The organism is Pseudomonas sp. GV085 (genome assembly GCF_003050925.1).
Classification (GTDB): domain Bacteria; phylum Pseudomonadota; class Gammaproteobacteria; order Pseudomonadales; family Pseudomonadaceae; genus Aquipseudomonas.
Genome location: NZ_QAOV01000021.1, coordinates 40750 through 65133 on the forward strand (window position 1 = coordinate 40750; position 24384 = coordinate 65133).

The window sequence follows — 24384 nt, forward strand, 5'->3', positions numbered from 1 at the left end:
TATTCGGCACGAGGGAAAACACACACTGTTAGTTTGCTAACTATCAATATGGCATTGGAGGAGATTTTCCGTCAAGTTTTGAAACATATTGGCTTCCATCCGTCGCGAAGCCATAGGGGGTGAACCAGCCACAGTACTGAAGATGTATATACTTTGTCAGTATTACAACCGAGAAGGCAGCCATGTCGAAACAAGCCGTTTTTACAATGAAACTTGAGCCTGAATTGCGTGAACAGTTCATGGCAGAGGCAGAAGCCGCTCATCGCCCCGCCTCGCAGATCGTCCGGGAAATGATGCGTCAGTTTGTTCAATCCCAACGGGAGTCTCGCGAGTACGAAGCATTCCTGCAGCGCAAGGTCGACACCGCACGCGCTTCGATGCGCGCCGGCGACGGGCTGACGAATGATGAAATCGAGGCAGAGTTCGCTGCCAGGCGCAGGCGGGCCGAGCGACAAGAATGAAAATAATATGGACGAAAGAAGCAGCACAGGACCGTGCAGACATTTGGGATTACCTGCATGCCGTTAACCCGAAAGCAGCCATCGACATGGACAACCGGTTCAGCGATGCGCTATCCCGGCTTGCCCGATACCCGGAAAGCGGCCCAGCCGGGATCATTTCAGGCACTCGCGAGCTGATTCCACATCAGAGTTACCGAATTGTTTATGAACAGGGACTGGACGCCATCTGGATACTCGCCCTGGTCCATACATCCCGACGGTGGCCGCCCGGTCTATGACGATTCACCCCCCCGCCCCTTCCTCAGCAGCACATCCAGCTGATCAATCACTTCGGCCCAATCCGCGTCGTCGAGAATTTCGTCTCGCAGAAGCTCCGCCTGACTCGGGCTCCAGAAAAATGCATCCGCAAGGTGCAGTTCCGGTTTGAGCGGTGAATGGGTGGCGATGAATTGATCGATACTTTCGGCGTCGTCCGGCAGGCCGAGTTGTTTGAACAGGGATGGAAGGTTGTGGGTTGGGCTTTCCATGACAAACTCCTGATGACCAATTTAGGGACCGCTGCGCGGTCATCGCGAGCAGGCTCGCTCCCACAGGAAAATTCGATCTCCCTGTGGGAGCGAGCCTGCTCGCGAAAACGTCAGCATTGGCGACACAAAAATCAATGACTCAACTCCCGCACCTCGGCATGCGGCACCATTTTCAGAAACTCGGGCATGTCCATGCGCACCAGATTGACGTGGTTGCCGGCCTCCAGATAGATGTCTTTCTGCCGGGTCAGCAGCGGATCGATCACCACCTCCAACCCATAGGACTCACCCAGCGCCGGTACGGCGCCGCGTTCGCAATCGTCGAACAGATGCGCCAGGTTGCTTTCGCGAGACACCTGCCACTCACCGCTACTGCGGACTTTGCTCAGGTCAAGGTGACGGCTGGCGGGCAGCACGGCCATCAGGTAATGCCCATGGTGATCGTCGAGGATCACCGATTTTGCCACCCGTTCGGCAGGAATACCTGCGACCCGTGCCGTTTCGAGGCTGCTGGCCGAGTGTGGGTGGCTGACGATGTCGTAGTTGCATTGAGCCTTTTCCAGGCTTCGCTGCACGGTTCTTGCCATACGCATGATGCACCTCGGTGTCCGCAACAATCGCTGGCGGACGCTGGTTAACAATTCTTTCGGTACTGAAAGTCTAGGCCCGATGACGTGTTCCGGCGGGAAATCCGCCCATCGGATGTCGACGACAATTGAGCAAAATTCATACCGGCCAAGGCTCAACTAAACTGTGTTCAGAGCCACCCCAAGACTCTCTCGGAGGGTCAAGTGAACACGCGCTGTTGTGCCATTGCGCTGCTGTTGGCGTTGAGCGGATCGACCTGGGCCGCCGACACGGTTGTATTGCTGGTGCCCAACCCCCTCGGGATCTGGCTGATCACCTTCGGCCTCGCGTTTCTGATCGCTGAGGCGGCACTGCCCAATTACGGTGTGATCGGCCTGGGCGGCATCGTGATGTTCGTGATCGGTGCGGTGATTCTGTCCAATACCGAAGTGCCCGTGCCGTTGATGATCGGCCTGGCAGTGGTCAGCGCTCTGCTGCTGATCTACCTGGTGCTTCACGCCCTGAAAACCCGGCCGCGCCACACCGTCAGCGGTGATGCCGGGCTGGTCGGCAGCGAAACGCCGGTCACGTCAGTGCAGCTCGGCAACGCCTATGGCGGCTGGGTTCATCTGCAAGGAGAACGATGGCAAGTGCTCAGCGCGACGCCACTGCAACCCGGACAACGGGTACGGGTGGTGGGGCGCAAGGGTTTGCTGCTGCAAGTGGCCGCGGCTGACGCGGCGCCGGGTGGAGAATAGTCATGGGTTTGCAATTGGGTCTTGTCGCGCTCCTGCTGTTGCTCATCGCACTGGCGGGATCGACGTTTCGCATCCTGCGCGAATACGAGCGCGGCGTGGTGTTCCAGCTCGGGCGCTTCTGGCAGGTCAAGGGCCCTGGTCTGATCCTGCTGATTCCGGTGGTCCAGCAAATGGTCAGGGTCGATTTGCGCACCGTGGTGCTGGACGTTCCGCCGCAAGACGTGATCACACGCGACAACGTGTCGGTCAAGGTCAACGCGGTGCTGTATTTCCGCGTGCTCGATCCGCAAAAGGCAATCATCCAGGTTGAAGACTTTCTGATGGCCACCAGCCAATTGGCGCAAACCACGCTGCGGGCGGTGCTGGGTAAACACGAACTGGACGAACTGCTGGCCGAACGCGAACGGTTGAACCTGGACATCCAGCAAGTACTCGACGCCCAGACCGACGCTTGGGGCATCAAGGTTGCCAACGTCGAGATCAAACACGTGGACCTCAACGAATCGATGATCCGCGCCATCGCCAAGCAGGCCGAAGCAGAACGGGAGCGGCGAGCCAAGGTGATCCACGCCGAAGGCGAATTGCAGGCCTCGGAAAAACTCATGCAGGCCGCCGAAATGCTTGGCCGCCAACCGGGTGCCATGCAGCTGCGCTACATGCAGACCCTGAGTTCGATTGCCGGCGACAAGAGCTCGACCATCGTCTTTCCACTGCCGATCGAGTTGCTCAAGGGCATGGCGGACTTGTCATCGAAACCCTGAAGGTTGCGATGACGCCACTCATTGCCCGGTATTGCCGGACAGGTACAACCTCGCGGCAACACCACCGGCTTTCATTTGACGAGCGATCTGCCATTGCGCCGGCAACGGTGCAAACTCGTCAGGTACGTCGGCGGTACCGATCAGCCAGATTCGCCCCGTGCCCTTGGGCAGGTCGCTCAAGTGTTCCAGATACACGTCTGGCGTCGTCAAGGTACCGAAACCATAGTCGTTCGGCCGGCTCGAAGTGCCATCGGCCCGTGGCGGGGTGTACAGCAGGGGCTGGGTATTGGTGCGGTTGTAGTAGACGTAACTCAAGTACCAGAGCATGTCACTGGTGACGATCCGGTCCCCCGACTGAAAATGCAGGTTAACGTCTTCCACCAGGACATTGACCTGATCATGGACGTCCACCGTCGCGTTGTTTTTCAGGCCCACCAGTTCAACACCGACAAACAGCACCAGCACCGTCAAGGCCAGCACCCGGGAACCGGAGTACAGGCGGTCGATTGCCAATGCCGCCAACAGCGGCAGGCCAAGGGCATACGCGGTGAGGTAGCGCTCGATGAATATCGGCGAAAAATAGGACACCGCAAACACCAGCAGCATCGGGACAAAGGTGTAGACCGCGAGCAACGCACTGCCGCGGGACACGCTTCGATCACGTGCCAGCGCCACCCACACCAACACAGGCAGGGCCAGCGGCAAGGCGATAAATACCAGCGAGGGCAGGGTTTCGCCGTCGTCTTGGGTCAGTATCGTCCAGACCATCGACGGTAAAGAATCCAGGCTGACGGGCAACTCCCAGCCGACATCGCCATTGGCCTTGAGTTGATCCACGTGTCGTAGCAGGTCGACAAACCCCGGCAGCCAAGGCAGATAGAGCGCCACGATAGCCACATTGGCCAGCCACCAGTCACCCCGCTGGATGTGCCGCAGGCGATGCCCCGGCTGCACACGGATGATCCCCAGGTACAGCCAATGGCACAGCACGCAAAGGGCCGTGAAGTAATGGGTGTAAAACGCCGCGCTCATCAGCACGACGTAGATCACCAGGTAGCGCCGACGCTGGGGCCTGCGGATCCAGTACACCAGCGCAATGGTTGCCCCCAGCAACCACAGCCCCAGCAGCGAATACATTCTCACTTCCTGGCTATACCGCACAGCCGTGGGAAGCAGGGCCAACAGGAAACCGGCCAGTATCGCGGCACGGCAGGTGGCGAGCCGATCGACCAGCCACACACCGAGTCCGACCGAGGCAATCCCCGGCAGGGCGCTGAGACAGCGGATTGAAAAGATGCCGTCGCCAAACATCGCGATCCAGCCGTGCAGCAACATGAAGTACAGCGGCGGGTGGACGTCGTAGGCAGCATGCAACCAGATATCAGGTATCGAATAACGGGCCAGCAGCAGGCTGGAACCCTCGTCGCCCCAAATCGCGGCGGCAGTGAGATCGTAAAAGCGCACCAGCGCGGCCAACACCAGAATCGGCACCAGCCAATGCTCCCGAGTCCAGCGGATCAATGGTTGCGCACACCTGGCGAAACCAGGATTGGCGTGCGGTCCCTGAGTGTCGCCCATTGGCGTTTCTCTGCGCGCCTCCATTGCCTCCCCTTGCGACGTTGAGTGAAGAGCCAGATTGTTTGCGTATCACTTTAGCCCTTCAAGCCGAGTAACGTCGATGCTGACCCGGTAATGGAGCGATGGCCGGCGGTGGCACCGTCAGCGCAGCGTCGTCTGCGCCACGGGATACACCGACTCCCAACCGCCACCCAACGCCTTGTACAACCCGACGGCCGCCAGCGACACGCCGGTCGAACTCTCGACCCACTGCTCCTGCGTCGCCAGCAACGCCCCTTGCACGGTGAGTACGCTGACGAAATCCACCACGCCCTCGACGTACTGCTGTTGCGCGGTGTCCAGAGCAATGCGGTTCTGGCGCACGGCTTCGGCCAGGCTGTCGCGACGCAACTGGCTGGCGTTGTAGGCGGTCAGTTGGTCATCGATTTCATGCCAGGCGCGCAGCACGGTTTGCTGATAGGCGATAGCGGCTTCCTGTTGTTGTGCTTCACGTAATTCGAGCACACCGCGCAAGCGGCCGCCGTCGAACAACGGCAAGCTCAATTGCGGACCGATCCCGAACGAGCGCGAACCCCAGGAGCCGAAATCGCTCAGTTGCATGGCCTGGGAACCGATGTTCCCCGACAGGGTGATGCGCGGATAGAAATCGCCCTTGGCCACGCCAATGCTGGCCGTGGCGGCATGCAGCCGTGCTTCGGCCTGGCGAATGTCCGGCCTGCGCTCAGCCAGTTGCGAGGGCAAGCCAATGGCGACCTGACGCGGAGTCTGTGGCACCGGTGCGTCTGTGGATAACTCCGCCGCCAATGCCTGGGGCGGTTCGCCCATCAACAGACTCAAGGCGTTGATCAGTTGCCACTGGCGCTGCTCCAGTGTGGGCAGGCGCGATTCGATGGCCGCTACCTGCGCGGCGGCTTCGGCGACATCCAGATCCGTCGCGACGCCGTCGGCCAGGCGCAGTTGCGAGAGCTTCAGGCTATGACGGGCGACGTCGAGATTCTGTTCGGTGACGAGCCGGGTGTTCTGCACGCCGCGTAGTTGAATGTAGTCCTGGGCGGTTTCGGCCAGCACCGACAGCAGCACACCGCGTCGGTCGTTCTCGGCGACTTCCAGGTTGGCGTCGGCCGCTTCGGTTTCCCGCCGCACGCGCCCCCAGAAATCCAGCTCCCAGGAGGCGGAAAAGCCGGCATCCCACAGGTTGAAGGCAGATTGGCCGTTGTGCCCTGACGGGTCGTTCAGGCCTTCACCACTGTTACGGTTGCGTCCGTAACGGCCGCTGGCGGCCGTGTTGGGGTAGCGCTCGGCGGTGATGACCTGACGCACTGCGCGACTTTGCTGCAAGCGGCTGCTGGCCAGCTTCAGATCGAGGTTGTCGGTCAGGGCGCGCTGGCTCAGGGCCGAGAGTTTCGGGTCGTGGAACACCTCCCACCAGCGCTCGGCCATTGTTTCGGCGACGGCCTGGCTGGCGGCTGCCTTTGATGGTTTCGACCATTCGGTGATTTCGGTGGCTTCGGGCTTTTTGAAATCGGGGCCGACGGTGCATGCGCTGAGACTCATGATGAGCAAGGCACTGAAGGTGAGTGGCTGCCACTGCCCTCTTCGCGAGCAAGCCCGCTCCCACAGGGGAATGCGGTCAACTGTGGGAGCGGGCTTGCTCGCGAAGGCGTCAGCACGATCAACGAAAATCTTCATCGCTGAACAACCTCCTTCTCCTTGGCGGTAGCCGTATCAATACTCGCCTCCACCGACATCCCCACCCGCAAGCGCTCGGCCAGCGACTGCCCCGGCTCCAGCACGATCTTCACCGGAATCCGCTGCACCACCTTGGTGAAGTTGCCGGTGGCGTTGTCCGGTTTGACTGCGGCGAACGTCACCCCGGTGGCCGGTGCAATGCTTTCGACACGACCGTTCAATGCCGCACCGCCCAGGCTGTCGACGCGCACTTGCACAGCCTGCCCAGGCTGCACATCCGTCAATTGGGTTTCCTGGAAATTGGCCATCACATAAGCCTGCGCCAGCGGCACCACTGCGAGGATTTTGCTGCCCGGAGTGACGTAGGCACCGACCCGCACCGCGCGTTCGCCGACCATGCCGTCCTGAGGCGCGACGATCCGCGTGTAAGACAACTCGTAGCTGGCCATTTCCAGCTTCGCTTGCGCCCGCTTCAGCCCCCCTTCGGCGGCATCGCGCTGAGCCGCGAGGATATCCACCTGCTTGCGTTCCGCCGCCAGCACTGCCGTGGCGTTGGCCAGCCGTGCGGACGCCTGGTCGATGCGCGTTTGCGCCTGTTGCGCATTTTGCACCGTGCCGGCGCCCACCCCGGCGAGGTGGTTGTAGCGATTCAATTCATGCTCGGCAAAGGCCATTTCCGCCTTGGCCGAAACCACCGAGGATTGCGCCTGGGCAATCACCGACGCCTGGCGCTCCAGGGTCGCCCGGGCATTTTGCAGTTGCGCCCTGGCCACCAGCGTTTCGGCATCGGCGGCCTCGGCGGCGGCGCGTAGATCCCGGTCATCGATCAGCGCCAGCAACTGCCCGGCCTTGACCTGCTGGTTGTCCTCGACCAGCACTTGCTTGATAAACCCGGCGACCCGCGGCACGACCAGGGTGAAATCCGCCGAGACATAAGCATCGTTGGTGTTCTGCTGAGTACGCTTGCCGAACAGGCCGGGCATCGTCAGGTACAGCAATACGCCAACGGCCAACGCGGCGACCACGGCCACCGCGACTTTCTGCTTTGCTTGAGTGTTCATAAAAACCTTCTGTATCAGTGGAGCATTCAGGTCGGTGCACGCGGCGGATAGATCCGCGTCGGCAGCCAGAAAATCAGCAGGATCAAGGTCACAGCGATACCGGCCATGCACAGGTAAAGATCAGAGGAAGTGAGCACCACCGCTTGCTCATGCAGACGATGAGCGAGGCTTGCGCTGTCGCGCTCGGCCAGCGGCGAGTTGCCGAGGCGATCGACCAGCATGGTCGAGTGAAAATGCAGACGTGCCGTGGTCAGCGCTTCGATCACACCGGTAGCGATGACCGCCGAAAGGCCTTTGACGGTGTTGAACCAGGCCGATGCGAATGGCCCTTGCATCGGGTTGATGCTGCCGGTGGACAGCATCAGCAGCGGCAACACCGCCATGGGCTGGCCGAAAATCTGCAGCCATTGCAGCACATAGAAATCGTCGCGAATCCACGCGGACGTCAGTTGCGAACCGCCGACGCACGACAGCGCCAGCATGCTCAGGCCAAGGCCCAACACCCAGCGGCAATCGACCCAGCGAAAGTTGCACAGCGCCGCCACCAACGGCAGCGCAATCAATTGCGGCAGCGCCGCCAGCAGCATGATCGGCGCGGTCTGCACCGGACGATAACCCTGGACCTGCGCCAGGTAGCTGGACGGGATAATGATCACCGCCTGCAACACCACCAGCACGCCCGCCAGGGTCAGCAGGGCGAAAGACAGGTTACGGATGCCGAGCATCTGCATCTTGAAAAACGGCATCGGCTGCGACCATTCGCCGGTCAAGAACAGCACCAGCAGCAACAGCCCGCCGCCGAGCAATCCGCAGATCAGGTTCGACTCGAACCAGTCCAGGCGATTGCCCTGCAAGATGCCGATCACCAGCATGCAGATGGCGGGAAAACCCAGCAACACACCGCGCCAGTTGAAGGACTTGAAGCGTTCCAGACGCAGCGGGTCCCGGGGTAAGCCATACGCCACCGCGGCCATGGCAATCAGGCACGGCGCGATGATTTGCCAGAAGGTCCATTGCCAGCCGACATATTCGGTCCACAACCCGGCCAATGGCGTGCCCAGGCCAGGGCCGAACGTCGCCGTCAGGGCATAACCGGCCAGGCCATACAACTTCACATTGGCCGGCAAAAACCGCAGGGCCACGGTCATCAACATGGGCGGCAATGCGCCACCCGCCAGGCCTTGCAAGGTGCGCAGCAACAACAGGCTTTCGTAATTCGGGGCGAACGGGCACAACACACCCAACAGGGTGAACAGGCCGATGGCCCACAGGGTGAAACGCCGCAACGAGAACGTCACCGCACACCACGGCGCGAAGGCCATGGCCGCCACGGAAGTCGCGGTGTAACAGGCGACCAGCCAGGTGCCTTCGTCGTAGCCGATGGCCAACGCACCGCGGATGTCGGCCAGGGCGACTTTGGTCACCATCTCGTTCAGGCCCGACACCAGCACCGCCAGCAGCACGCCCACCAGGCCGATGATGATTCGCGGACCGAAGACCTGTGGTGAAGCTGTCGGGCCGGTCGCGGCGATGGGGGCCGGGGCCGTGAGGGAAGTCATGTATTGCAAGCTCCGGCGTGGAAAGACCGAAGCATTCTAGGAAGCGTGATGCCTGACGAAAATCAACTTATTGGCAGGTTATAAGTGTGCCAGACGCAACGATACAACCCCCTGCCCCTGTAGGAGCGAGCTTGCTCGCGATGGACGCCAACGATAACGCGTGCTGACTGATTGATCGTGTCGTTCAGACGTTTTTCGCGAGCAAGCTCGCTCCTACAGGGGGGGGAAATTGCGTTCACCTCAGTCCGGCTGTGCAGCCAGCCAGGTTTCATCGCAGCAGGATTTCAGCGTTTCGCGCAGCCAGCGATGTGCCGGGTCCTTGTCGAAGCGCGGGTGCCAGGCTTGGGTCAGCATCAAGGTCGGCAACGGGATGGGCAGGTCGAACGAGCGTAGCTTCAACCCCAGCCGCCGCACACTCAGCAAGGCCTCCTTGGGCACCGGCAGTATCAGGTCGGAATCGGGCAAGGCGAACATCGCCGCATGAAAACTGGGCGCGATCACCGCCACCCGCCGCTCCAGCCCCAGGGCATTGAGCGCGGTATCGATGGGCCCACGGGCAATGCCACGCCGGGACATGCTGATATGGGAATAACCGGCATAGCGCTCTGCCGTGATCTCTTCGTCCAACAGCGGGTGATCCTCACGCACCAGGCCGACGAAGTGGGTGGAAAACAGGTTCTGGACTTTCACTTCCGGCGTCAGCGGACGGGTGTTACTGATGCTCAGATCGATCCGCCCTTCGCGCAACGCCTCATCATCGCCATCGCCTTCGGGTACGAAACGCAATTCACAGTGCGGTGCCTGTCGGTCAAGGGTGTCGAACAGTTTGCCGCCGTAGACGCCGACAAAAAAGTCGTTGGCCCGAATACTGAAACGCCGCCGCAACGAACTCAGTTCCACCGCATCAGCCGAGCGAAACAGCAACCCGGCCTGCTCCACCACACTGCGCACTTGCTCGCGCAATTCCAGCGCCTTGGGGGTCGGCACCAGGCCACGCCCGGCACGCACCAAAATCGGATCGCCAATGGCTTCGCGGATGCGCGTCAACGTCCGGCTCATTGCCGCCGGACTCAGGCTCATCCGCCGCGCGGCGCCCACCACACTGCCCTCGTCGAGCAAGGCGTCGAGGGCGACCAACAGGTTCAAGTCTGGCAATTGCATTGCGAGCACTCGTGTCTGATCAGGGTTGATTCAGACGCAATGCTAGCAAACATCACCGAACCATCCCCCACCGTTTCACCGTCACCCGCTCCAAAGAATCAAACACCAGATTCTCCACCAGCAACCCAATCAGAATCACCACCGCCAACCCGGCAAACACTTTGTCGGTATACAGCTCATTGCGGTTCTGAAAGATGTACCACCCTAGCCCGCCCTTCCCACTGGTCGCACCAAACACCAGCTCAGCAGCAATCAACGTACGCCAGGCAAACGCCCAGCCGATTTTCAGCCCGGCGAGGATCGACGGCAGTGCTGCCGGGATCAGGATGAACAGCACGAAACGCATGCCCTTGAGGCCGTAGTTGCGCCCGGCCATGCGCAGGGTTTCCGAGACGCCGAGGAAGCCAGCGTAGGTGTTCAGCGCCAGCGCCCAGAGCACCGAATGCACCAGCACGAAAATCAGGCTGTTCTGGCCCAGTCCAAACCACAGCAGCGCCAGCGGCAGCAGGGCGATGGCCGGCAACGGGTTGAACATCGAGGTCAGGGTACTGAGCAGATCACGACCCAATTGCGTCGACACCGCCAGTGTGGTCAGGGCAAATGCCAGGGCGATGCCGATCAGGTAACCCTTGAGCAACACCACAAGGGAAATCCACACCTTGCCCAGCAATTCACCGCTGAGCAGGCCGTCGTACAACGCGTGAGCGGTTTGCACAAAACTCGGCAGCAGCAGGTCGTTGTTCTGATACCGCGCAACCGCTTCCCAAAGCACGGCGAGCAAAATCAGGATCAGGCTCTTACGTAGCCAGCCCTGTTGCCACAGACGTTGGCCGAGGAGTAATTCACGCTCCAGCCGCACGCTGGTCAGTGGCTGAAAAACCGTTTCGAACTCTTCACGCGGGGATGATAAATGGCTCATCGGGCCCTCCTTTCAACTGGCTCAATAAGCGATGCGGATGTCGGCGAAACCCAGTTCATGATCGGCTTGGGTCGGCTGGCCTTCGTCGAACAACAGCCGATGGATGCGCCGCGCTGATTCCTGGAACGCCACCCCGCCAAGGCTGTGCAAATCGTATTGATGGCTGTGGACTTCCGCCCGCACCCGCCCCGGATGCGCAGACAGCAACAGGATGCGGTTGCCCACCACCAGCGCCTCTTCGATGGAGTGCGTGACGAACAGCAGCGTGAAACGCACTTCCTCCCAGAGCAGCAATAATTCTTCCTGCATCTTGCGTCGGGTCAGGGCATCGAGGGCGGCGAAGGGTTCGTCCATGAGGAGGATTTTCGGCTGCATCGCCAGTGCCCGAGCAATCGCAACCCGCGCCTTCATCCCGCCCGACAGGGTATGCGGATAAGCATCGGCAAACGCTGCCAGACCGACCTTCTCCAGATAGTGCAACGCCCGCTCTTCGGCCTCTTTGCGCTTGAGGGTTTTCGAGGCCAGCAGCGGGAACATCACGTTCTGCTTGACGGTTTTCCACGGCGGCAGTTGATCGAACTCCTGGAACACCACGATCCGGTCCGGCCCCGGCGCATCGACGCGCCGGCCTTGCAGGCGGATCTCGCCTTCCACGGGCTGGATGAATCCAGCCGCAGCCTTGAGCAACGTCGACTTGCCGCAACCGGACGGTCCGAGCAGGACAAAACGGTCCGCCGGATCGATCTCGAAACTGACTTGATGGGTCGCCCGCACCACACGCTGCCGCGTGCGGTATTCGAGGCTGACGTTATCGACCGACAGCAGCGCCTGGGCTGCCGCGATCGATTTGCTGACCGTGTGGCCTTGCAAAGGGGCATTCATTTCGGTCAGCTCCCTTGCAGCGGTTTGGCGTCCTGGAAGAAGTAGTCCTTCCATGAATCCGGTTTGTTTTTGATCGCGCCGACACGGTAGAGGAACTCGGCCAGCGGGTAAGTGTTTTTCGGCGTGACGCTGAATTCGAACTGCGGGTTGTCGATGATTTTCAGCAACGCGGCGCGGTCGATCTTGGCCTTGGTAACGCGGATGTAAGTGTCCGCCGCCGCGCCTTTGTCGTGCTGGGCAAACGCGGCCGCTTCGGTCAGCGCATCAATGAATGCCTTGTAGGTTTTCGGGTTCTCGTCGCGGAATTTCTCGGTGGCGAACAGCACCGTCGGCGAGTTCGGACCGAGCAGGTCATAGGTGTTCAGCACCACGTGCACGTTGGGATTGGCCAGTTCCTGATCCTGGAACGGCGGGTTGGAAAAGTGCCCACTCAGCTCGGTGCCGCCGGCCACCAACGCCGCTGTCGCGTCGGGATGTGGAACGGCGATGGTGTACTTGTCGAGGCGATTGAAGTCCTTGTCACCCCACTGCTTGGCCGCCGCGTATTGCAGGAAGCGCGACTGCACCGACACGCCCACCGCCGGCACCGCAATACGGTCCTTCTCGGTGAAGTCAGCGATAGTTTTGACCTTGGGGTTATTACTCACCAGGTAGTACGGAAAGTTGCCCAGGGAAGCCACGGCCTTGACGTTCTGCTTGCCATGGGTGCGGTCCCAGATGGTCAGCAGCGGGCCGACACCGGCACCGGCAATATCGATCGAGCCCGACAGCAACGCATCGTTGACCGCCGCACCGCCGGAGAGCTGGGTCCAGTCGACCTTGATGTCGATGCCCTCCTGCTTGCCGTACTTCTCGATCAGGTTCTGATCGCGCACCACATTGAGCAGCAGGTAGACGATACCGAACTGCTCGGCAATGCGGATTTCACCTTCGGCGTGGGCCACGGTCGGCGCCACCAGGCTGCCGGCAATCAGGCTCAAACCCAGGCCGATGGCGGCGGCCAGCGGTGCGAATGGAAGACGTTTGGACATGATCAGATCTCCGACAAATCAGAAAGGCGCGTCGCCCTGGATGGTGGTGCGATACAGCTTGCGGCGCAGATGGCTGGGGCATCCGGCGGCGAGGTGGATCAGCGAACGGTTGTCCCAGAACACCAGGTCATGGGGCTGCCATTGATGGCGGTAGATGTTTTGCGGCAGCACGCTGTGGGCGTAGAGCTCGGTCAGCAGTTGCTGGCTCTCGTCTTCCGGCAGGCCAACGATGCGGGTGGTGAACCCTTCGCTGACGAACAGTGCCTTGCGGCCGTTTTCCGGATGGGTGCGCACGACCGGGTGCACCACTTCAGCGACCTGGGCGAGTTGCTCCGGGGTCAGGGTCGGGCGCCAGTTGCCTTCGAATTTTGTTTCGCTGTATCGCGCCGTGTACGAGTGTGCCGCCGAGCGGCCTTCCACCGCTTTGCGCAATGCGACCGGCAGGTTGTCCCAGGCTTTGTGCATGTCGGCGAACAGCGTGTCGCCACCCTCCGCTGGCAGCTCTTGGGCATGCAGCATCGAGCCCAGGCTCGGCAGCTCCTTATAAGAAAGATCGGAGTGCCAGAACTTCCCGGCATCACCGAGGCCGATGTTCTGGCCGTTCTCGATGATGTTGGAAACGATGAGGATTTCCGGATGCCCTGCCAGCAGGAACTGCTTGAGCACGTGGATCTGCAACACGCCAAAGCGACGGCTGAAATCGATGTGCTGTTCGGGGGTGATGCGCTGGTCGCGGAACACCACCACATGATGGTCCAGGTGCGCGCGGTGAATGCGTGCGAAGTCCTGATTATTGATTGGACGGGACAGATCGAGGCCGATGATTTCGGCCCCCACCGCTCCGCTGAACGGGCGGATTTCAAAGAACTGTGGCGCGATGCTTGGCGAAGCTGAAGCTGCAGACATAAATCACTCCCACGCACGGCACGCTCAAAGGCGCGCGCGTCGATCAGAAACTCACGGAGATCCCGTGTTGGTTCGTGTCGTGCGGCGCGCCGATTGGTCGGCAGGTACGCAGGAGGTTGACTTTATAGACATAAGAATTGAAATTTAAATACCGATAGCGAATAACGATATGGCGATTGCTAAGGAGATGGGGGGAATCGTGGTGTGACTTTATTTGTCACTTTCTGACAGGATTGTGGTGTTTTGGCGGACGCTATCGCGAGCAAGCTCGCTCCTACAGGGGTTCTCCGTTGGGCACAAAATTGTGTTCCAGCAAAAATCCATGTGGGAGCGAGCTTGCTCCGGGCGGCGTTCCGACGAAGAGGCCATCAGCCTCGATGAATTTCTAGCGCTCGTGCAGCGCCTCGGCTCGCGCGCGGATGATCGGCTTGAGCAGGTAGCTGAGGACAGTCTTCTTGCCGGTGATGATGTCCACCGAAGCCACCATCCCCGGAATGATCAGCAACGGCTTTTCATCGGTGCCCAAGTGACTGCGGTCGGTGCGCAGCTTGATGATGTAGTAGGTGGTCTTCTTGTCTTCGTCGGTGATGGTGTCAGCGCCGATCTGCTCAAGCCTGGCCTTCAGACCGCCGTAGATGGTGTAGTCATAGGCGGTGAATTTCACCGTCGCTTCCTGCCCCGGATGCAGGAACGCGATGTCCTGCGGGCGGATCTTCGCCTCGACCAGCAAGGTGTCGTCCAGCGGCACGATTTCCACCATGTCGCTGCCTGGCTGGATAACCCCGCCGATGGTATTGACCAGCAACTTGTTGACGATACCCCGCACCGGCGAAGTGACCAGCGTCCGGCTGACCCGGTCTTCCAGGGCCTTGCCGGTGGCCTGGGCCTTGTTCAGGTCGGTGCGTGCTTCGTTGAGTTGGGTCAGGGCTTCGCTACGGAATTTGCCACGGGTTTCATCGACCTTGCGCTGCACTTCCTTGATTGCCGATTCGGCACGTGGAATGGCCAGGGTGGTGGCGTCGAGCTGACCACGGGTCTCGGCTTCGGCACGCCTGAGGCGCAGGACTTCCACCGGCGATACCGCGCCCTGGGCCACCAACGGCTCGGACATGCTGATTTCCTGACGCTGGAAGCCCAATTGCTGGCGATACTGCGCCTGCTTGGACGTGAATTCGCGCAGCTCCTGCTGGCGCTGGATCAGCTGCTCCTGCAAGCCGCCAATCTCGTCGTGCAACTGTTGGCGGCGGCTTATATAGAGCGACTCTTCGCTCTTGGCCTGACCCGGCACGGCCTTGAGTACATCTTCGGGGAAGTTCAGCGGGCGATCTTCGACCTCGGCGCTCAGGCGTTCGACCCGCAGCAGCATCGACAACCGATCGGCCTCGGTTTCACCGACGTTCGAAGCAAATCGCGTGTCGTCCAGGCGAATCAGCGGTGCGCCGGCCTCGACGATCTGGCCTTCCTTGACGAACAGCTCGGCAACGATGCCGCCCTCGAGGTTCTGGATTTTTTGGATCTTCGACGATGGAATCGCCTTGCCGTCGCCCTTGGTCACTTCGTCGATGACCGCGAAGTTGGCCCAGAGCATCAGGAATACAAAGAAAGCGATGATCGCCCAGATCGTCAGCCGCACCACTCGCGGCGCATCCTCGATCAGCGCCTTGTTGACCTCCGGCAGCGGCTGGCCCTGCAGCGAAGCAGCGCCTTTGAAGTAGCGACGGATCGAATCCTTACCCGACTTAAGCAACACTGATCTGCCCCTTCTTCAACGCTTCCATCACCGCGGCTTTCGGGCCGTCGGCGAGTATCTGCCCGCGGTCGATCACGATCAGTCGATCGACCAGCGACAACAGCGATGCCCGGTGCGTCACCAGCACCATGGTCTTGTTTTCGATCACCGCTGCCAGGCGCTGCTTGAGGCGTTCTTCGCCGGTGTTGTCCATAGCACTGGTCGGTTCGTCGAGCAGCAGGATCGGCGGATTGAGCAGCAATGCGCGGGCCAGGGCGACGTTTTGCCGTTGACCACCGGAAAGGTTCTGCCCGCGCTCGCCCACTTGCAGCTCATAGCCCTGCGGATGCAGGCGCGCGTATTCGTGGACGCCGGCCAGCTCTGCCGCTTGCAACACCAGTTCGTCCTCGACATACCGCGCACCGGAAACCAGGTTGTCGCGCAAGGTGCCGGCGAGCAACTGAATGTCCTGGGGCACGTAGCCAATGTTGTAGCGCAGCTCGCTGACGTCGATCTGGCGAATATCCACACCATCGACCAACAACGAGCCATCATCTGGCTGATACAGCCCCACCAGCAATTTCGCCAGCGAGCTCTTGCCCGAACCGCTTCGGCCAATGATGCCGACCTTCTCGCCGGGACGAATCGACAGGTTGATGTTCTTCAGCGCCAGGTTCTGCTGTTGCGGGTAGGTGAAGTTGAGCTGGCGGCACTCAATACCGCCCTGCAGCACCTTGCGGCTGAGCGGACGCTCTTCGAAATTGCGCTCCTGGGGCAGCTCCATCATCTGGTCGACCGAGGTCATGGTCACCCGCGCCTGCTGATAACGGGTCAACAACCCGGACAGTGACGCCAGCGGGCTGAGCGCTCGGCCACTGAGCATGTAGCAGGCAATCAGGCCGCCCATGCTCAGGTGACCGTCGATGATCTGGTACACGCCGAAGACGATCATGATCACCCCGGCCAGTTGCTGGATCAGCAAGGTGATGTTCATCGCCAGACCGGAGAGCATTTTCACCCGCAACTCAAGACGACTGAGGGTGCCGATGGTCTGTTCCCACTGGTACTGGCGCTCGCTTTCGGCGTTGTTGACCTTCACCGCATCCAGGCCGGCCAGGGTTTCGATCAGGCTCGACTGACGCTCGGCCCCCAGCGCCATGGTCCGTTCCATGGTTGCCACCAGGGGTTTCTGCAAGGCGTAGCCGATGGCCAGGGCGATCGGGAATGCCAGCACCGGAATCCACACCAGGTACCCGCCAAGGATCGCGATGACGATAAAGATCAGAATCGTGAACGGCAGGTCGATCAGGCTGGTCAGTGTCAGCGAGGCGAGGAAGTCCCGCAGGCTCTGGAACTCATGGATGTTCTGGGCAAAGCTGCCGACCCGCGCCGGCCGGTATTTCATGGCCATGCCGACGATGCGCTCGAACAGCGTGGCCGAGATGATCAGGTCGGTTTTCTTGCCGGCCAGGTCCAGGCACAGGCTACGCAGGCTTTTCAGGATCAGGTCGAAGAGGTAGGCGCCCGTGATGCCGAGTGCCAGCACCCAGAGCGTCGCTTCGGCCTGGTTCGGCACGACGCGGTCGTACACGTTCATCACGAACAACGGCGCAGCCATGGCAATGATGTTGATCAGAAAACTGGCGGCAATGGCGTCGACATACAACCAGCGCGAACGCTTGAGGGTGTCGCGAAACCACGAGCGCGCACGCGGAATCAGCGTGCCGTGGTTGACGTCGAATTTGTGCTGGGGCTGAGCGAAAAAGACCTTGTCGGTGTAGTCGTCGGCCAGCAGTTCGCGAGTGACCAGGGACTCACCGCCATCGCTTTCGCTGAGCAGCACCCGCGCCTGATCTTCGCCTTGCCAGCCAAGCAGGACAGCACTGCGACCGTCCTTGAGCAGCAACAATGCCGGCATGGCAATCGCCGGAATATCCTTCAGCTTGCGTTGCAGCACCCGACCTTGCAGCCCAGCGCGAGCTGCCGCACGTGGCAGCAAGTCGACACTCAAGCGTTGCTCGGGCAGCGGCAGGCCGGTGGTCAGCATTGCCGCGCTGGCAGGCTTCTGGTGCAGCATGCAAAGAGCGAGCAGACCATCCAGTAACGGATCGTCATGCAACGCGCGCGGATCATGAATGAGTTGAACCCGACTGACTTCTGATTCCACGCTCGGCACTCTTGGCTAACAATTGAACAACGAAGGTCCCGCTCAATTCATACCGGGCAATTGAACCTTGGGCTTCACGTCGTTCTGCACAACGGATGCCAATGGTGCGACCACTCCCTGGCTTTTGAGCAATTCGCCCATGGTCGCCTTGATACGGTACTGAGTAAATAACTGAGTGTTCTTGATCTCCGCCAGACGACGAGAGGAGGTAAACAGTTCGTTTTCACTGTCGAGCAAATCGAGCAGGGTGCGCTCGCCGAGGCTGAACTGACGCTGGTAAGCGGTCCGCACGGCGGTGCTGTGATCGACGTATTGCTGGGCGATCGGCACCTGCGCGTTGGCGTTGTTCAGGGCATTCCAGGCCAGGCCCAGCTCTTCATTCAATTGGCGCAGGGCGTTGTTGCGGATGTCCAGCGCCTGGTTCGACAGGTAGGACTTGGATTCCAGATCGGCCTTGTTGCTGCCGCCGGAGTACAGGTTGAAGCGCATGCGCAGCATGGCTTGCCATTCGTTGTCGTGGCCGTTCTGGCCATCAATATCGTTGTTCGCGGTGCGACCCAATTCAGCATCGAAGCGTGGGTAGAAGGTCGACTTGGCCGTGTCGTACTGCTTCTCGGCAGCGGCGATATCGGATTCGGCCGAGCGCAGGATCGGGCTGTTTTCCAGCATCTGCGCGCGGGCTTCATTCAGATTGGCCGGCATCAGCGCCATGAAGCTCGCCGGACGCTCCAGTTGATCCGGCATCTGGCCGACAGCGGAGAGGTAGTTGGTTTCGGCGTCAGCCAGGTTGGTCTGCTCGGTGATCAGGTTGTTGCGCGCCTGGGCCATCCGCGCCTCGGCCTGATCGAGGTCGGCGCCGCTGCCGACGCCGCGCTGGGTGCGCAGCTGGATCTGGTCGTAAATGCGTTGGTGGCTCTTGAGGTTGTCCTCGGCCAGACGCACGAATTCGCGACGGGTCAGCACGTCGAGATAAACCTGGGCCACGGTCAGCCCGGTACGCTCGGAAGTACTCAGCAGCGAGTAGGCGCGGGAGTTGACGGCGGCTTGTTGACGCCCAACTTCGCTGGACGTCGCAAAACCGTCAAAAACCATTTGGCTCAGACGCAAACTGGACTCACTGCGATTCAGGGTTTCCCAGTGCTTGTTGCCGCTGCTGTCCGTGCGTGTAGTCACGCTATCTGTGCCTTCACGACCGTAACCACCCAGCAGGTCGACCCGTGGCAGGTATCCACCTTTCGCAGCCTTCAATTGATAGTCCGCAGCCAATCGGCTGTTGACGCCTGCCTGGACTTCCGGATGGACATCCAGCGCTTGTTGCATGGCGTCTGGCAAGGACTGCGCCTGGACGAAAGACGCGGCGAGGACGAAAGGTATAACCATGAACAAAGGCGAACGCATTGTAGGAATTTCCCAAAACTTCTTGTCTTGAATCACAGCAAAAGAGCGCGCTGCGTTGGAAGATCGCGAGCGGAATGACCGTATGTCGGAAAGTTAAAAAGCGGAACTGGATCACATACCGAGGACAGGCCACCACTGAAATATCAATGTGACATTACTGGGGCGATTGTTTAGGATGGCTCCAAGAAGGTCAATAGTTTGGCATAAAGTTAATAGCTAAAAATTCCAGCCAGATTATTGACGGATTTTTGCGTCAAACCTGTGCACCCTTTTTGCAATGTACGTCCAGACTGGTCGGCGCAGGCGTCATCAGGTCTATGGAAGTCAACTGAACGTGACACCCCGGAGAGTCTTCAATGAGCAGTGTTGTTGCCATCGTCAAAAGCATTGTCGGTCAGGTTTTCGTGGTGTCCCCAGAGGGCGTCCGCCGTGTTCTCGTTGAAGGCGACAAACTGTTCGCCGGTGACCAGATCGACACTGGCCTTTCCGGTGCCGTGTCCCTGGAACTGGCCGATGGCCGCACCCTCGATCTGGGCCGTGACACACAGTGGAGCGCTGACGCCCCGGACTCCGGTACTGATCTGGCAGCCGCCACTGCGCAAGCCGCGACATCGGTAGAAGAGCTGCAACAAGCCATTGTCGCCGGTGCCGACCCGACCAAAGACCTTGAAGCCACCGCTGCGGGCCCGACGGCGGCAGGCTCTGGTGGTGCCGCCGGTGGCGGTCACAGCTTCGTGATGCTCGACGCCACCGCTGGCCGCGTCGACCCGACCATTGGCTTCCCGACCGCAGGTATCAACTCTGCCGGGCAAACAACCCTGGAAATCCCGGGTAGCCAGTCCACCAACGCCAACGTTAATGCCAACGCCAACGCCAATACCCCGAGTGAGTCAGTCCTCAGCCTCAGTGCCACGCCGACCATCACCGAGGCCGGTGGCGTGCTGGCGTACACCGCGACCCTGACCCAGGCACCGCTGAGCGATCTGACTGTCACCTTGTCCAACGGCGCCATGATCGTGATTCCCGCAGGCTCGACCACCGGCACCGTCAACGTGCCATTGGCTGCGAACGACACGGTCTATAACGACGCGACCCAGATCGAAATAACCGTCACCGGCACCAGCGGCGGCAGCGGCATCACAGTGACGCCGCCGACTACCCCGGCTGTGACCCAGATCACCGATACCATCGACACCACAACGGTCACCCTGACGGCCGGCAATACCGTCACCGAAGGTGGCCAGATCACCTACACCGCCACCCTGACCAACCCGGCCGGCACGCCGATGACTGTGACCCTGAGCAACGGCTCGGTCATTACCATCGAAGCCGGCCAGACCACCGGCAGCGTCAATGTGCCGACTGCGGCCAATGATGTTTATGCCAACGGCAGCACCGTCAGCACCACCATCACCGGCACCACGGGCGGCAACTTCGAAAACCTGGTGCCCAACACCGCGCCGGCCGTGACCACCATCACCGATTCCGTGGACACCACCGGGCTGAGCCTGACGGCCACCGGCACCGTCGTCGAAGGCGGGCAGATCACCTACACCGCCACCCTGAGCAATCCAGCCGGCACGCCGATGACCGTGACCCTGAGCAATGGCTCGGTCATTTCCATCGAAGCGGGCCAGACCTCCGGCAGCGTCGTGGTCGAGACCCCGGCCAATGATGTTTATGCCAACGGCAGCACCGTCAGCGCCACCATCACCGGTACCACCGGCGGCAACTTCGAAAACCTGGTGCCCAACACCACGCCAGCCGTGACCACCATCACCGATTCCGTGGACACCACCGGGCTGAGCCTGACGGCCACCGGCAACATCACCGAAGGCGGCCAGATCATCTACACCGCCACCCTGAGCAATCCAGCCGGCACGCCGATGACCGTGACCCTGAGCAACGGCTCGGTCATTACCATCGAAGCCGGCCAGACCACCGGCAGCGTCAATGTGCCGACTGCGGCCAATGATGTTTATGCCAACGGCAGCACCGTCAGCACCACCATCACCGGTACCACGGGCGGCAACTTCGAAAACCTGGTGCCAGACACCACGCCAGCCGTGACCACCATCACCGATTCCGTGGACACCACCGGGCTGAGCCTGACGGCCACCGGCAACATCACCGAAGGCGGGCAGATCACCTACACCGCCACCCTGAGCAATCCAGCCGGCACGTCGATGACTGTGACCCTGAGCAACGGCTCGGTCATCACCATCGAAGCCGGCCAGACCAGCGGCAGCGTCAACGTGCCGACTGCGGCCAATGATGTTTATGCCAACGGCAGCACTGTCAGCACCACCATCACCGGTACCACCGGCGGCAACTTCGAGAACCTGGTGCCGAGTAAAGAGCCAGCAGTAACGTCCATCACTGACTCGATCGACACCACCACCGTGACGCTGAGCGCCACACCGAGCGTGGACGAGAACGGCACCATCACCTACACCGCCACGCTGACCGACAAGAACGGCGCCCCGGTGACCGCACAGAACGGTCCAGTGACCGTGACGCTGGACAGCGGCAAGGTCATTACCATCGCCGAAGGCCAGAGCACCGGCTCCTTGCCGGTCACGGTCGGCAATGACGTCTATGAAGGGCCGACCACGGTCACCGAGTCCATCAAGGAAGCGGTGGGTGGCAACCTCGAGACGATCAACCCGATCAAGACCCCGGTCAGCACCACGGTCAATGACGTCAGCGACAGCACCACGGTGACCCTGAGCGCCACGCCAAGCGTGGACGAGAACGGCACCATCACCTACACCGCGACCTTGACCGACAAGAACGGTGCCCCGGTTACCGCACAGAACGGTCCGGTGACCGTCACGCTGGACAGTGGCAAGGTCATCACCATTGCCGAAGGCCAGAGCGCCGGCAGCTTGCCAGTGAGCGTGGGCAACGACGTCTACCAAGGGCCGAGCAGCATCAGCGAATCGATTAAATCGGCCGACGGCGGCAACCTCGAAGCCATCGATCCGATCAAGACCCCAGTGACCACCACGGTCAACGACGTCGACGACACCACCACGGTGACCCTGAGCGCCACCCCGAGCGTGGACGAAAACGGCACCATCACTTACACCGCAACCTTGACCGACAAGAACGGTGCCCCGGTCACCGCGCAGAACGGGCCGGTGACCGTGACCCTCGACAGCGGCAGGGTCATCACCATCGCCGAAGGCCAGAGCGCCGGCAGCTTGCCGGTCACGGTCGGCAACGACGTCTACACCGGCCCGAGCACCGTGACCGAATCCATCAAGGACGCGGTGGGTGGCAATCTGGAGCTGGTGTTGCCAAACACCACGCCAGTGACCACCACGGTCAATGACGTCAACGACAGCACCACGGTGACCCTGACCGCCACCCCGAGCGTGGATGAAAACGGCACCATCACCTACACCGCCACCCTGACCGATGCCCAGGGCCAACCGGTGACTGCACAGAACGGTCCAGTGACCGTGACGCTGGACAGCGGCAAGGTCATTACCATTGCCGAAGGCCAGAGCGCCGGCAGCTTGCCGGTGAGCGTGGGCAACGACGTCTACACCGGCCCGAGCACCGTGACCGAATCCATCAAGAACTCGGCGGGTGGCAATCTGGAGCTGGTGTTGCCAAACACCACACCAGTGACCACCACGGTCAATGACGTCAACGACACCACCACCGTGACCCTGAGCGCCACCCCGAGCGTGGACGAAAACGGCACCATCACTTACACCGCCACCCTGACCGATGCCCAAGGCCAACCGGTCACCGCACAGAACGGTCCGGTGACCGTGACCCTCGACAGCGGCAAGGTGATCACCATCGCCGAAGGCCAGAGTTCCGGCAGCCTGCCGGTCACGGTCGGCAACGACGTCTACACCGGCCCGACCACCGTCAGCGAATCCATCAAGGAGGCAGTCGGCGGCAACCTCGAAGAGATTGACCCGATCAAGATCCCGGTCAGCACCACGGTCAATGACGTCAACGACACCACCACCGTGACCCTGAGCGCCACCCCGAGCGTGGACGAGAACGGCACCATCACCTACACCGCCACGCTGACCGATGCCCAGGGCCAACCGGTCACCGCGCAAAACGGTCCGGTGACCGTGACCCTCGACAGCGGCAAGGTCATCACCATCGCCGAAGGCCAGAGTTCCGGCAGCTTGCCGGTCACGGTCGGCAACGACGTGTACCAGGGGCCGACCACCGTGACCGAGTCGATTAAATCGGCCGACGGCGGCAACCTCGAGGCCATCAACCCGATCAAGACCCCGGTCAGCACCACGGTCAATGACGTCAACGACACCACCGTGACCTTGAGCGCCACCCCGAGCGTGGACGAAAACGGCACCATCACTTACACCGCGACCTTGACCGACAGGAACGGTGCCCCGGTTACCGCACAGAACGGTCCGGTGACCGTCACGCTGGACAGTGGCAAGGTCATCACCATCGCCGAAGGGCAGAGCGCCGGCAGCTTGCCGGTCACCGTCGGCAACGACGTCTACACCGGCCCGACCACCATCACCGAGTCGATTAAATCGGCCGACGGCGGCAACCTCGAAGCCATCGATCCAGTGAAAACGCCGGTCAGCACCACGGTCAACGACGTCAACGACACCACCACCGTGACCCTGAGCGCCACCCCGAGCGTGGATGAAAACGGCACCATCACCTACACCGCCACCCTGACCGATGCCCAGGGCCAACCGGTGACTGCACAGAACGGTCCAGTGACCGTGACGCTGGACAGCGGCAAGGTCATCACCATTGCCGAAGGCCAGAGCGCCGGCAGCCTGCCGGTCACGGTCGGCAACGACGTGTACCAGGGGCCGACCACCATCACCGAGTCGATTAAATCGGCCGACGGCGGCAACCTCGAAGCCATCGATCCAGTGAAAACGCCGGTCAGCACCACGGTCAACGACGTCGACGACAGCACCACGGTGACCCTGAGCGCCACCCCGAGCGTGGACGAGAACGGCACCATCACCTACACCGCCACCCTGACCGATGCCCAGGGCCAACCGGTCACCGCACAGAACGGTCCGGTGACCGTGACCCTCGACAGCGGCAAGGTCATCACCATCGCCGAAGGGCAGAGTTCCGGCAGCTTGCCGGTCACGGTCGGCAACGACGTGTACCAGGGGCCGACCACCGTGACCGAGTCGATTAAATCGGCCGACGGCGGCAACCTCGAGGCCATCAACCCGATCAAGACCCCGGTCAGCAC

The 24384-nt window shown here is 61.2% G+C and carries 18 protein-coding genes and 1 pseudogene; 5 read left to right on the plus strand and 14 right to left on the minus strand.

Going from position 1 to position 24384, the window contains the following annotated elements; translation table 11 throughout:
- The first annotated feature begins 182 nt into the window (after positions 1-182).
- Both C8K63_RS28700 and C8K63_RS28705 read left to right on the plus strand, forming a co-directional pair.
- On the plus strand, positions 183-461 hold the full coding sequence (locus tag C8K63_RS28700; RefSeq protein ID WP_108219764.1) for an antitoxin of toxin-antitoxin stability system: 279 nt from the start codon (positions 183-185) through the stop codon (positions 459-461).
- Positions 458-739 (plus strand): type II toxin-antitoxin system RelE/ParE family toxin, encoded by a 282-nt coding sequence (locus C8K63_RS28705; RefSeq protein WP_108219765.1) that lies wholly within the window; start codon positions 458-460, stop codon positions 737-739. Before C8K63_RS28700 ends, C8K63_RS28705 begins: the two co-directional genes overlap by 4 nt.
- Here C8K63_RS28705 and C8K63_RS28710 read toward each other — a convergent pair.
- A complete protein-coding gene (locus C8K63_RS28710) occupies positions 734-988 on the minus strand; it encodes a DUF2789 domain-containing protein (protein ID WP_108219766.1) in 255 nt (84 codons plus the stop codon). The genes C8K63_RS28705 and C8K63_RS28710 overlap by 6 nt on opposite strands.
- A 131-nt stretch (positions 989-1119) precedes the next feature.
- A complete protein-coding gene (locus C8K63_RS28715) occupies positions 1120-1581 on the minus strand; it encodes an aminoacyl-tRNA deacylase (RefSeq protein WP_108219767.1) in 462 nt (153 codons plus the stop codon).
- Positions 1582-1779: 198 nt separating this feature from the next.
- On the opposite strand from C8K63_RS28715, the gene C8K63_RS28720 reads away from it, so the two are divergent.
- A complete protein-coding gene (locus tag C8K63_RS28720) occupies positions 1780-2313 on the plus strand; it encodes an NfeD family protein (RefSeq protein WP_108219768.1) in 534 nt (177 codons plus the stop codon).
- 2 nt (positions 2314-2315) lie between these two features.
- The gene (locus C8K63_RS28725) at positions 2316-3074 is read left to right on the plus strand and encodes a slipin family protein (RefSeq protein ID WP_108219769.1); all 759 of its coding nucleotides are present in this window, start codon (positions 2316-2318) and stop codon (positions 3072-3074) included.
- A gap of 18 nt (positions 3075-3092) precedes the next feature.
- Here the strand turns inward: C8K63_RS28725 and C8K63_RS28730 are convergent, their stop codons facing one another.
- From C8K63_RS28730 to C8K63_RS28785, 12 genes are all read right to left on the minus strand, one after another.
- Positions 3093-4676 carry a glycosyltransferase family 39 protein gene (locus tag C8K63_RS28730; RefSeq protein WP_108219770.1) on the minus strand — a complete coding sequence of 528 codons (1584 nt, stop codon included), beginning with the start codon at positions 4674-4676 and terminating at the stop codon, positions 3093-3095.
- A 117-nt stretch (positions 4677-4793) separates the two neighbouring features.
- Positions 4794-6341, minus strand: a complete 1548-nt coding sequence (locus C8K63_RS28735; RefSeq protein ID WP_108219771.1) for an efflux transporter outer membrane subunit — start codon at positions 6339-6341, stop codon at positions 4794-4796.
- A complete protein-coding gene (locus C8K63_RS28740) occupies positions 6338-7402 on the minus strand; it encodes an HlyD family secretion protein (RefSeq protein ID WP_108219772.1) in 1065 nt (354 codons plus the stop codon). Before C8K63_RS28740 ends, C8K63_RS28735 begins: the two co-directional genes overlap by 4 nt.
- Positions 7403-7428: 26 nt before the next feature.
- Entirely contained in the window at positions 7429-8961 is a 1533-nt protein-coding gene (locus C8K63_RS28745) for an MFS transporter (RefSeq protein WP_108219773.1), read from the minus strand.
- 240 nt (positions 8962-9201) lie between these two features.
- Positions 9202-10122, minus strand: coding sequence for a LysR family transcriptional regulator (locus tag C8K63_RS28750; RefSeq protein WP_108219774.1), 921 nt, complete (start codon positions 10120-10122; stop codon positions 9202-9204).
- Between the two features lie 52 nt (positions 10123-10174).
- Positions 10175-11041, minus strand: coding sequence for an ABC transporter permease (locus tag C8K63_RS28755; RefSeq protein ID WP_108219775.1), 867 nt, complete (start codon positions 11039-11041; stop codon positions 10175-10177).
- Positions 11042-11062: 21 nt separating this feature from the next.
- Positions 11063-11923, minus strand: coding sequence for an ABC transporter ATP-binding protein (locus C8K63_RS28760; RefSeq protein ID WP_108219776.1), 861 nt, complete (start codon positions 11921-11923; stop codon positions 11063-11065).
- Positions 11924-11928: 5 nt separating this feature from the next.
- A complete protein-coding gene (locus C8K63_RS28765) occupies positions 11929-12954 on the minus strand; it encodes an ABC transporter substrate-binding protein (RefSeq protein ID WP_108219777.1) in 1026 nt (341 codons plus the stop codon).
- An 18-nt stretch (positions 12955-12972) separates the two neighbouring features.
- Positions 12973-13860, minus strand: coding sequence for a TauD/TfdA family dioxygenase (locus C8K63_RS28770; RefSeq protein WP_108219778.1), 888 nt, complete (start codon positions 13858-13860; stop codon positions 12973-12975).
- Between the two features lie 385 nt (positions 13861-14245).
- Entirely contained in the window at positions 14246-15610 is a 1365-nt protein-coding gene (locus tag C8K63_RS28775; RefSeq protein WP_108219779.1) for an HlyD family type I secretion periplasmic adaptor subunit, read from the minus strand.
- The gene (locus tag C8K63_RS28780; RefSeq protein WP_108219780.1) at positions 15600-17756 is read right to left on the minus strand and encodes a type I secretion system permease/ATPase; all 2157 of its coding nucleotides are present in this window, start codon (positions 17754-17756) and stop codon (positions 15600-15602) included. The genes C8K63_RS28775 and C8K63_RS28780 overlap by 11 nt, the downstream gene beginning before the upstream one ends.
- A 42-nt stretch (positions 17757-17798) precedes the next feature.
- Positions 17799-19154, minus strand: a complete 1356-nt coding sequence (locus tag C8K63_RS28785; RefSeq protein ID WP_108219781.1) for a TolC family outer membrane protein — start codon at positions 19152-19154, stop codon at positions 17799-17801.
- Positions 19155-19510: 356 nt separating this feature from the next.
- Between C8K63_RS28785 and C8K63_RS28790 the strand changes: the two are divergent.
- Positions 19511-24384: pseudogene (locus C8K63_RS28790) on the plus strand (LapA family giant adhesin); the annotation flags it as partial.

Bases quoted from the DNA above. Each gene is read 5' to 3' on its own strand.
- C8K63_RS28700 (WP_108219764.1), top strand. From the start codon at position 183: ATGTCGAAACAAGCCGTTTTTACAATGAAACTTGAGCCTGAATTGCGT.
- C8K63_RS28705 (WP_108219765.1), top strand. From the start codon at position 458: ATGAAAATAATATGGACGAAAGAAGCAGCACAGGACCGTGCAGACATT.
- C8K63_RS28710 (WP_108219766.1), bottom strand. From the start codon at position 988: ATGGAAAGCCCAACCCACAACCTTCCATCCCTGTTCAAACAACTCGGC.
- C8K63_RS28715 (WP_108219767.1), bottom strand. From the start codon at position 1,581: ATGCGTATGGCAAGAACCGTGCAGCGAAGCCTGGAAAAGGCTCAATGC.
- C8K63_RS28725 (WP_108219769.1), top strand. From the start codon at position 2,316: ATGGGTTTGCAATTGGGTCTTGTCGCGCTCCTGCTGTTGCTCATCGCA.
- C8K63_RS28730 (WP_108219770.1), bottom strand. From the start codon at position 4,676: ATGGAGGCGCGCAGAGAAACGCCAATGGGCGACACTCAGGGACCGCAC.
- C8K63_RS28735 (WP_108219771.1), bottom strand. From the start codon at position 6,341: ATGAAGATTTTCGTTGATCGTGCTGACGCCTTCGCGAGCAAGCCCGCT.
- C8K63_RS28740 (WP_108219772.1), bottom strand. From the start codon at position 7,402: ATGAACACTCAAGCAAAGCAGAAAGTCGCGGTGGCCGTGGTCGCCGCG.
- C8K63_RS28745 (WP_108219773.1), bottom strand. From the start codon at position 8,961: ATGACTTCCCTCACGGCCCCGGCCCCCATCGCCGCGACCGGCCCGACA.
- C8K63_RS28750 (WP_108219774.1), bottom strand. From the start codon at position 10,122: ATGCAATTGCCAGACTTGAACCTGTTGGTCGCCCTCGACGCCTTGCTC.
- C8K63_RS28755 (WP_108219775.1), bottom strand. From the start codon at position 11,041: ATGAGCCATTTATCATCCCCGCGTGAAGAGTTCGAAACGGTTTTTCAG.
- C8K63_RS28760 (WP_108219776.1), bottom strand. From the start codon at position 11,923: ATGAATGCCCCTTTGCAAGGCCACACGGTCAGCAAATCGATCGCGGCA.
- C8K63_RS28765 (WP_108219777.1), bottom strand. From the start codon at position 12,954: ATGTCCAAACGTCTTCCATTCGCACCGCTGGCCGCCGCCATCGGCCTG.
- C8K63_RS28770 (WP_108219778.1), bottom strand. From the start codon at position 13,860: ATGTCTGCAGCTTCAGCTTCGCCAAGCATCGCGCCACAGTTCTTTGAA.
- C8K63_RS28785 (WP_108219781.1), bottom strand. From the start codon at position 19,154: ATGCGTTCGCCTTTGTTCATGGTTATACCTTTCGTCCTCGCCGCGTCT.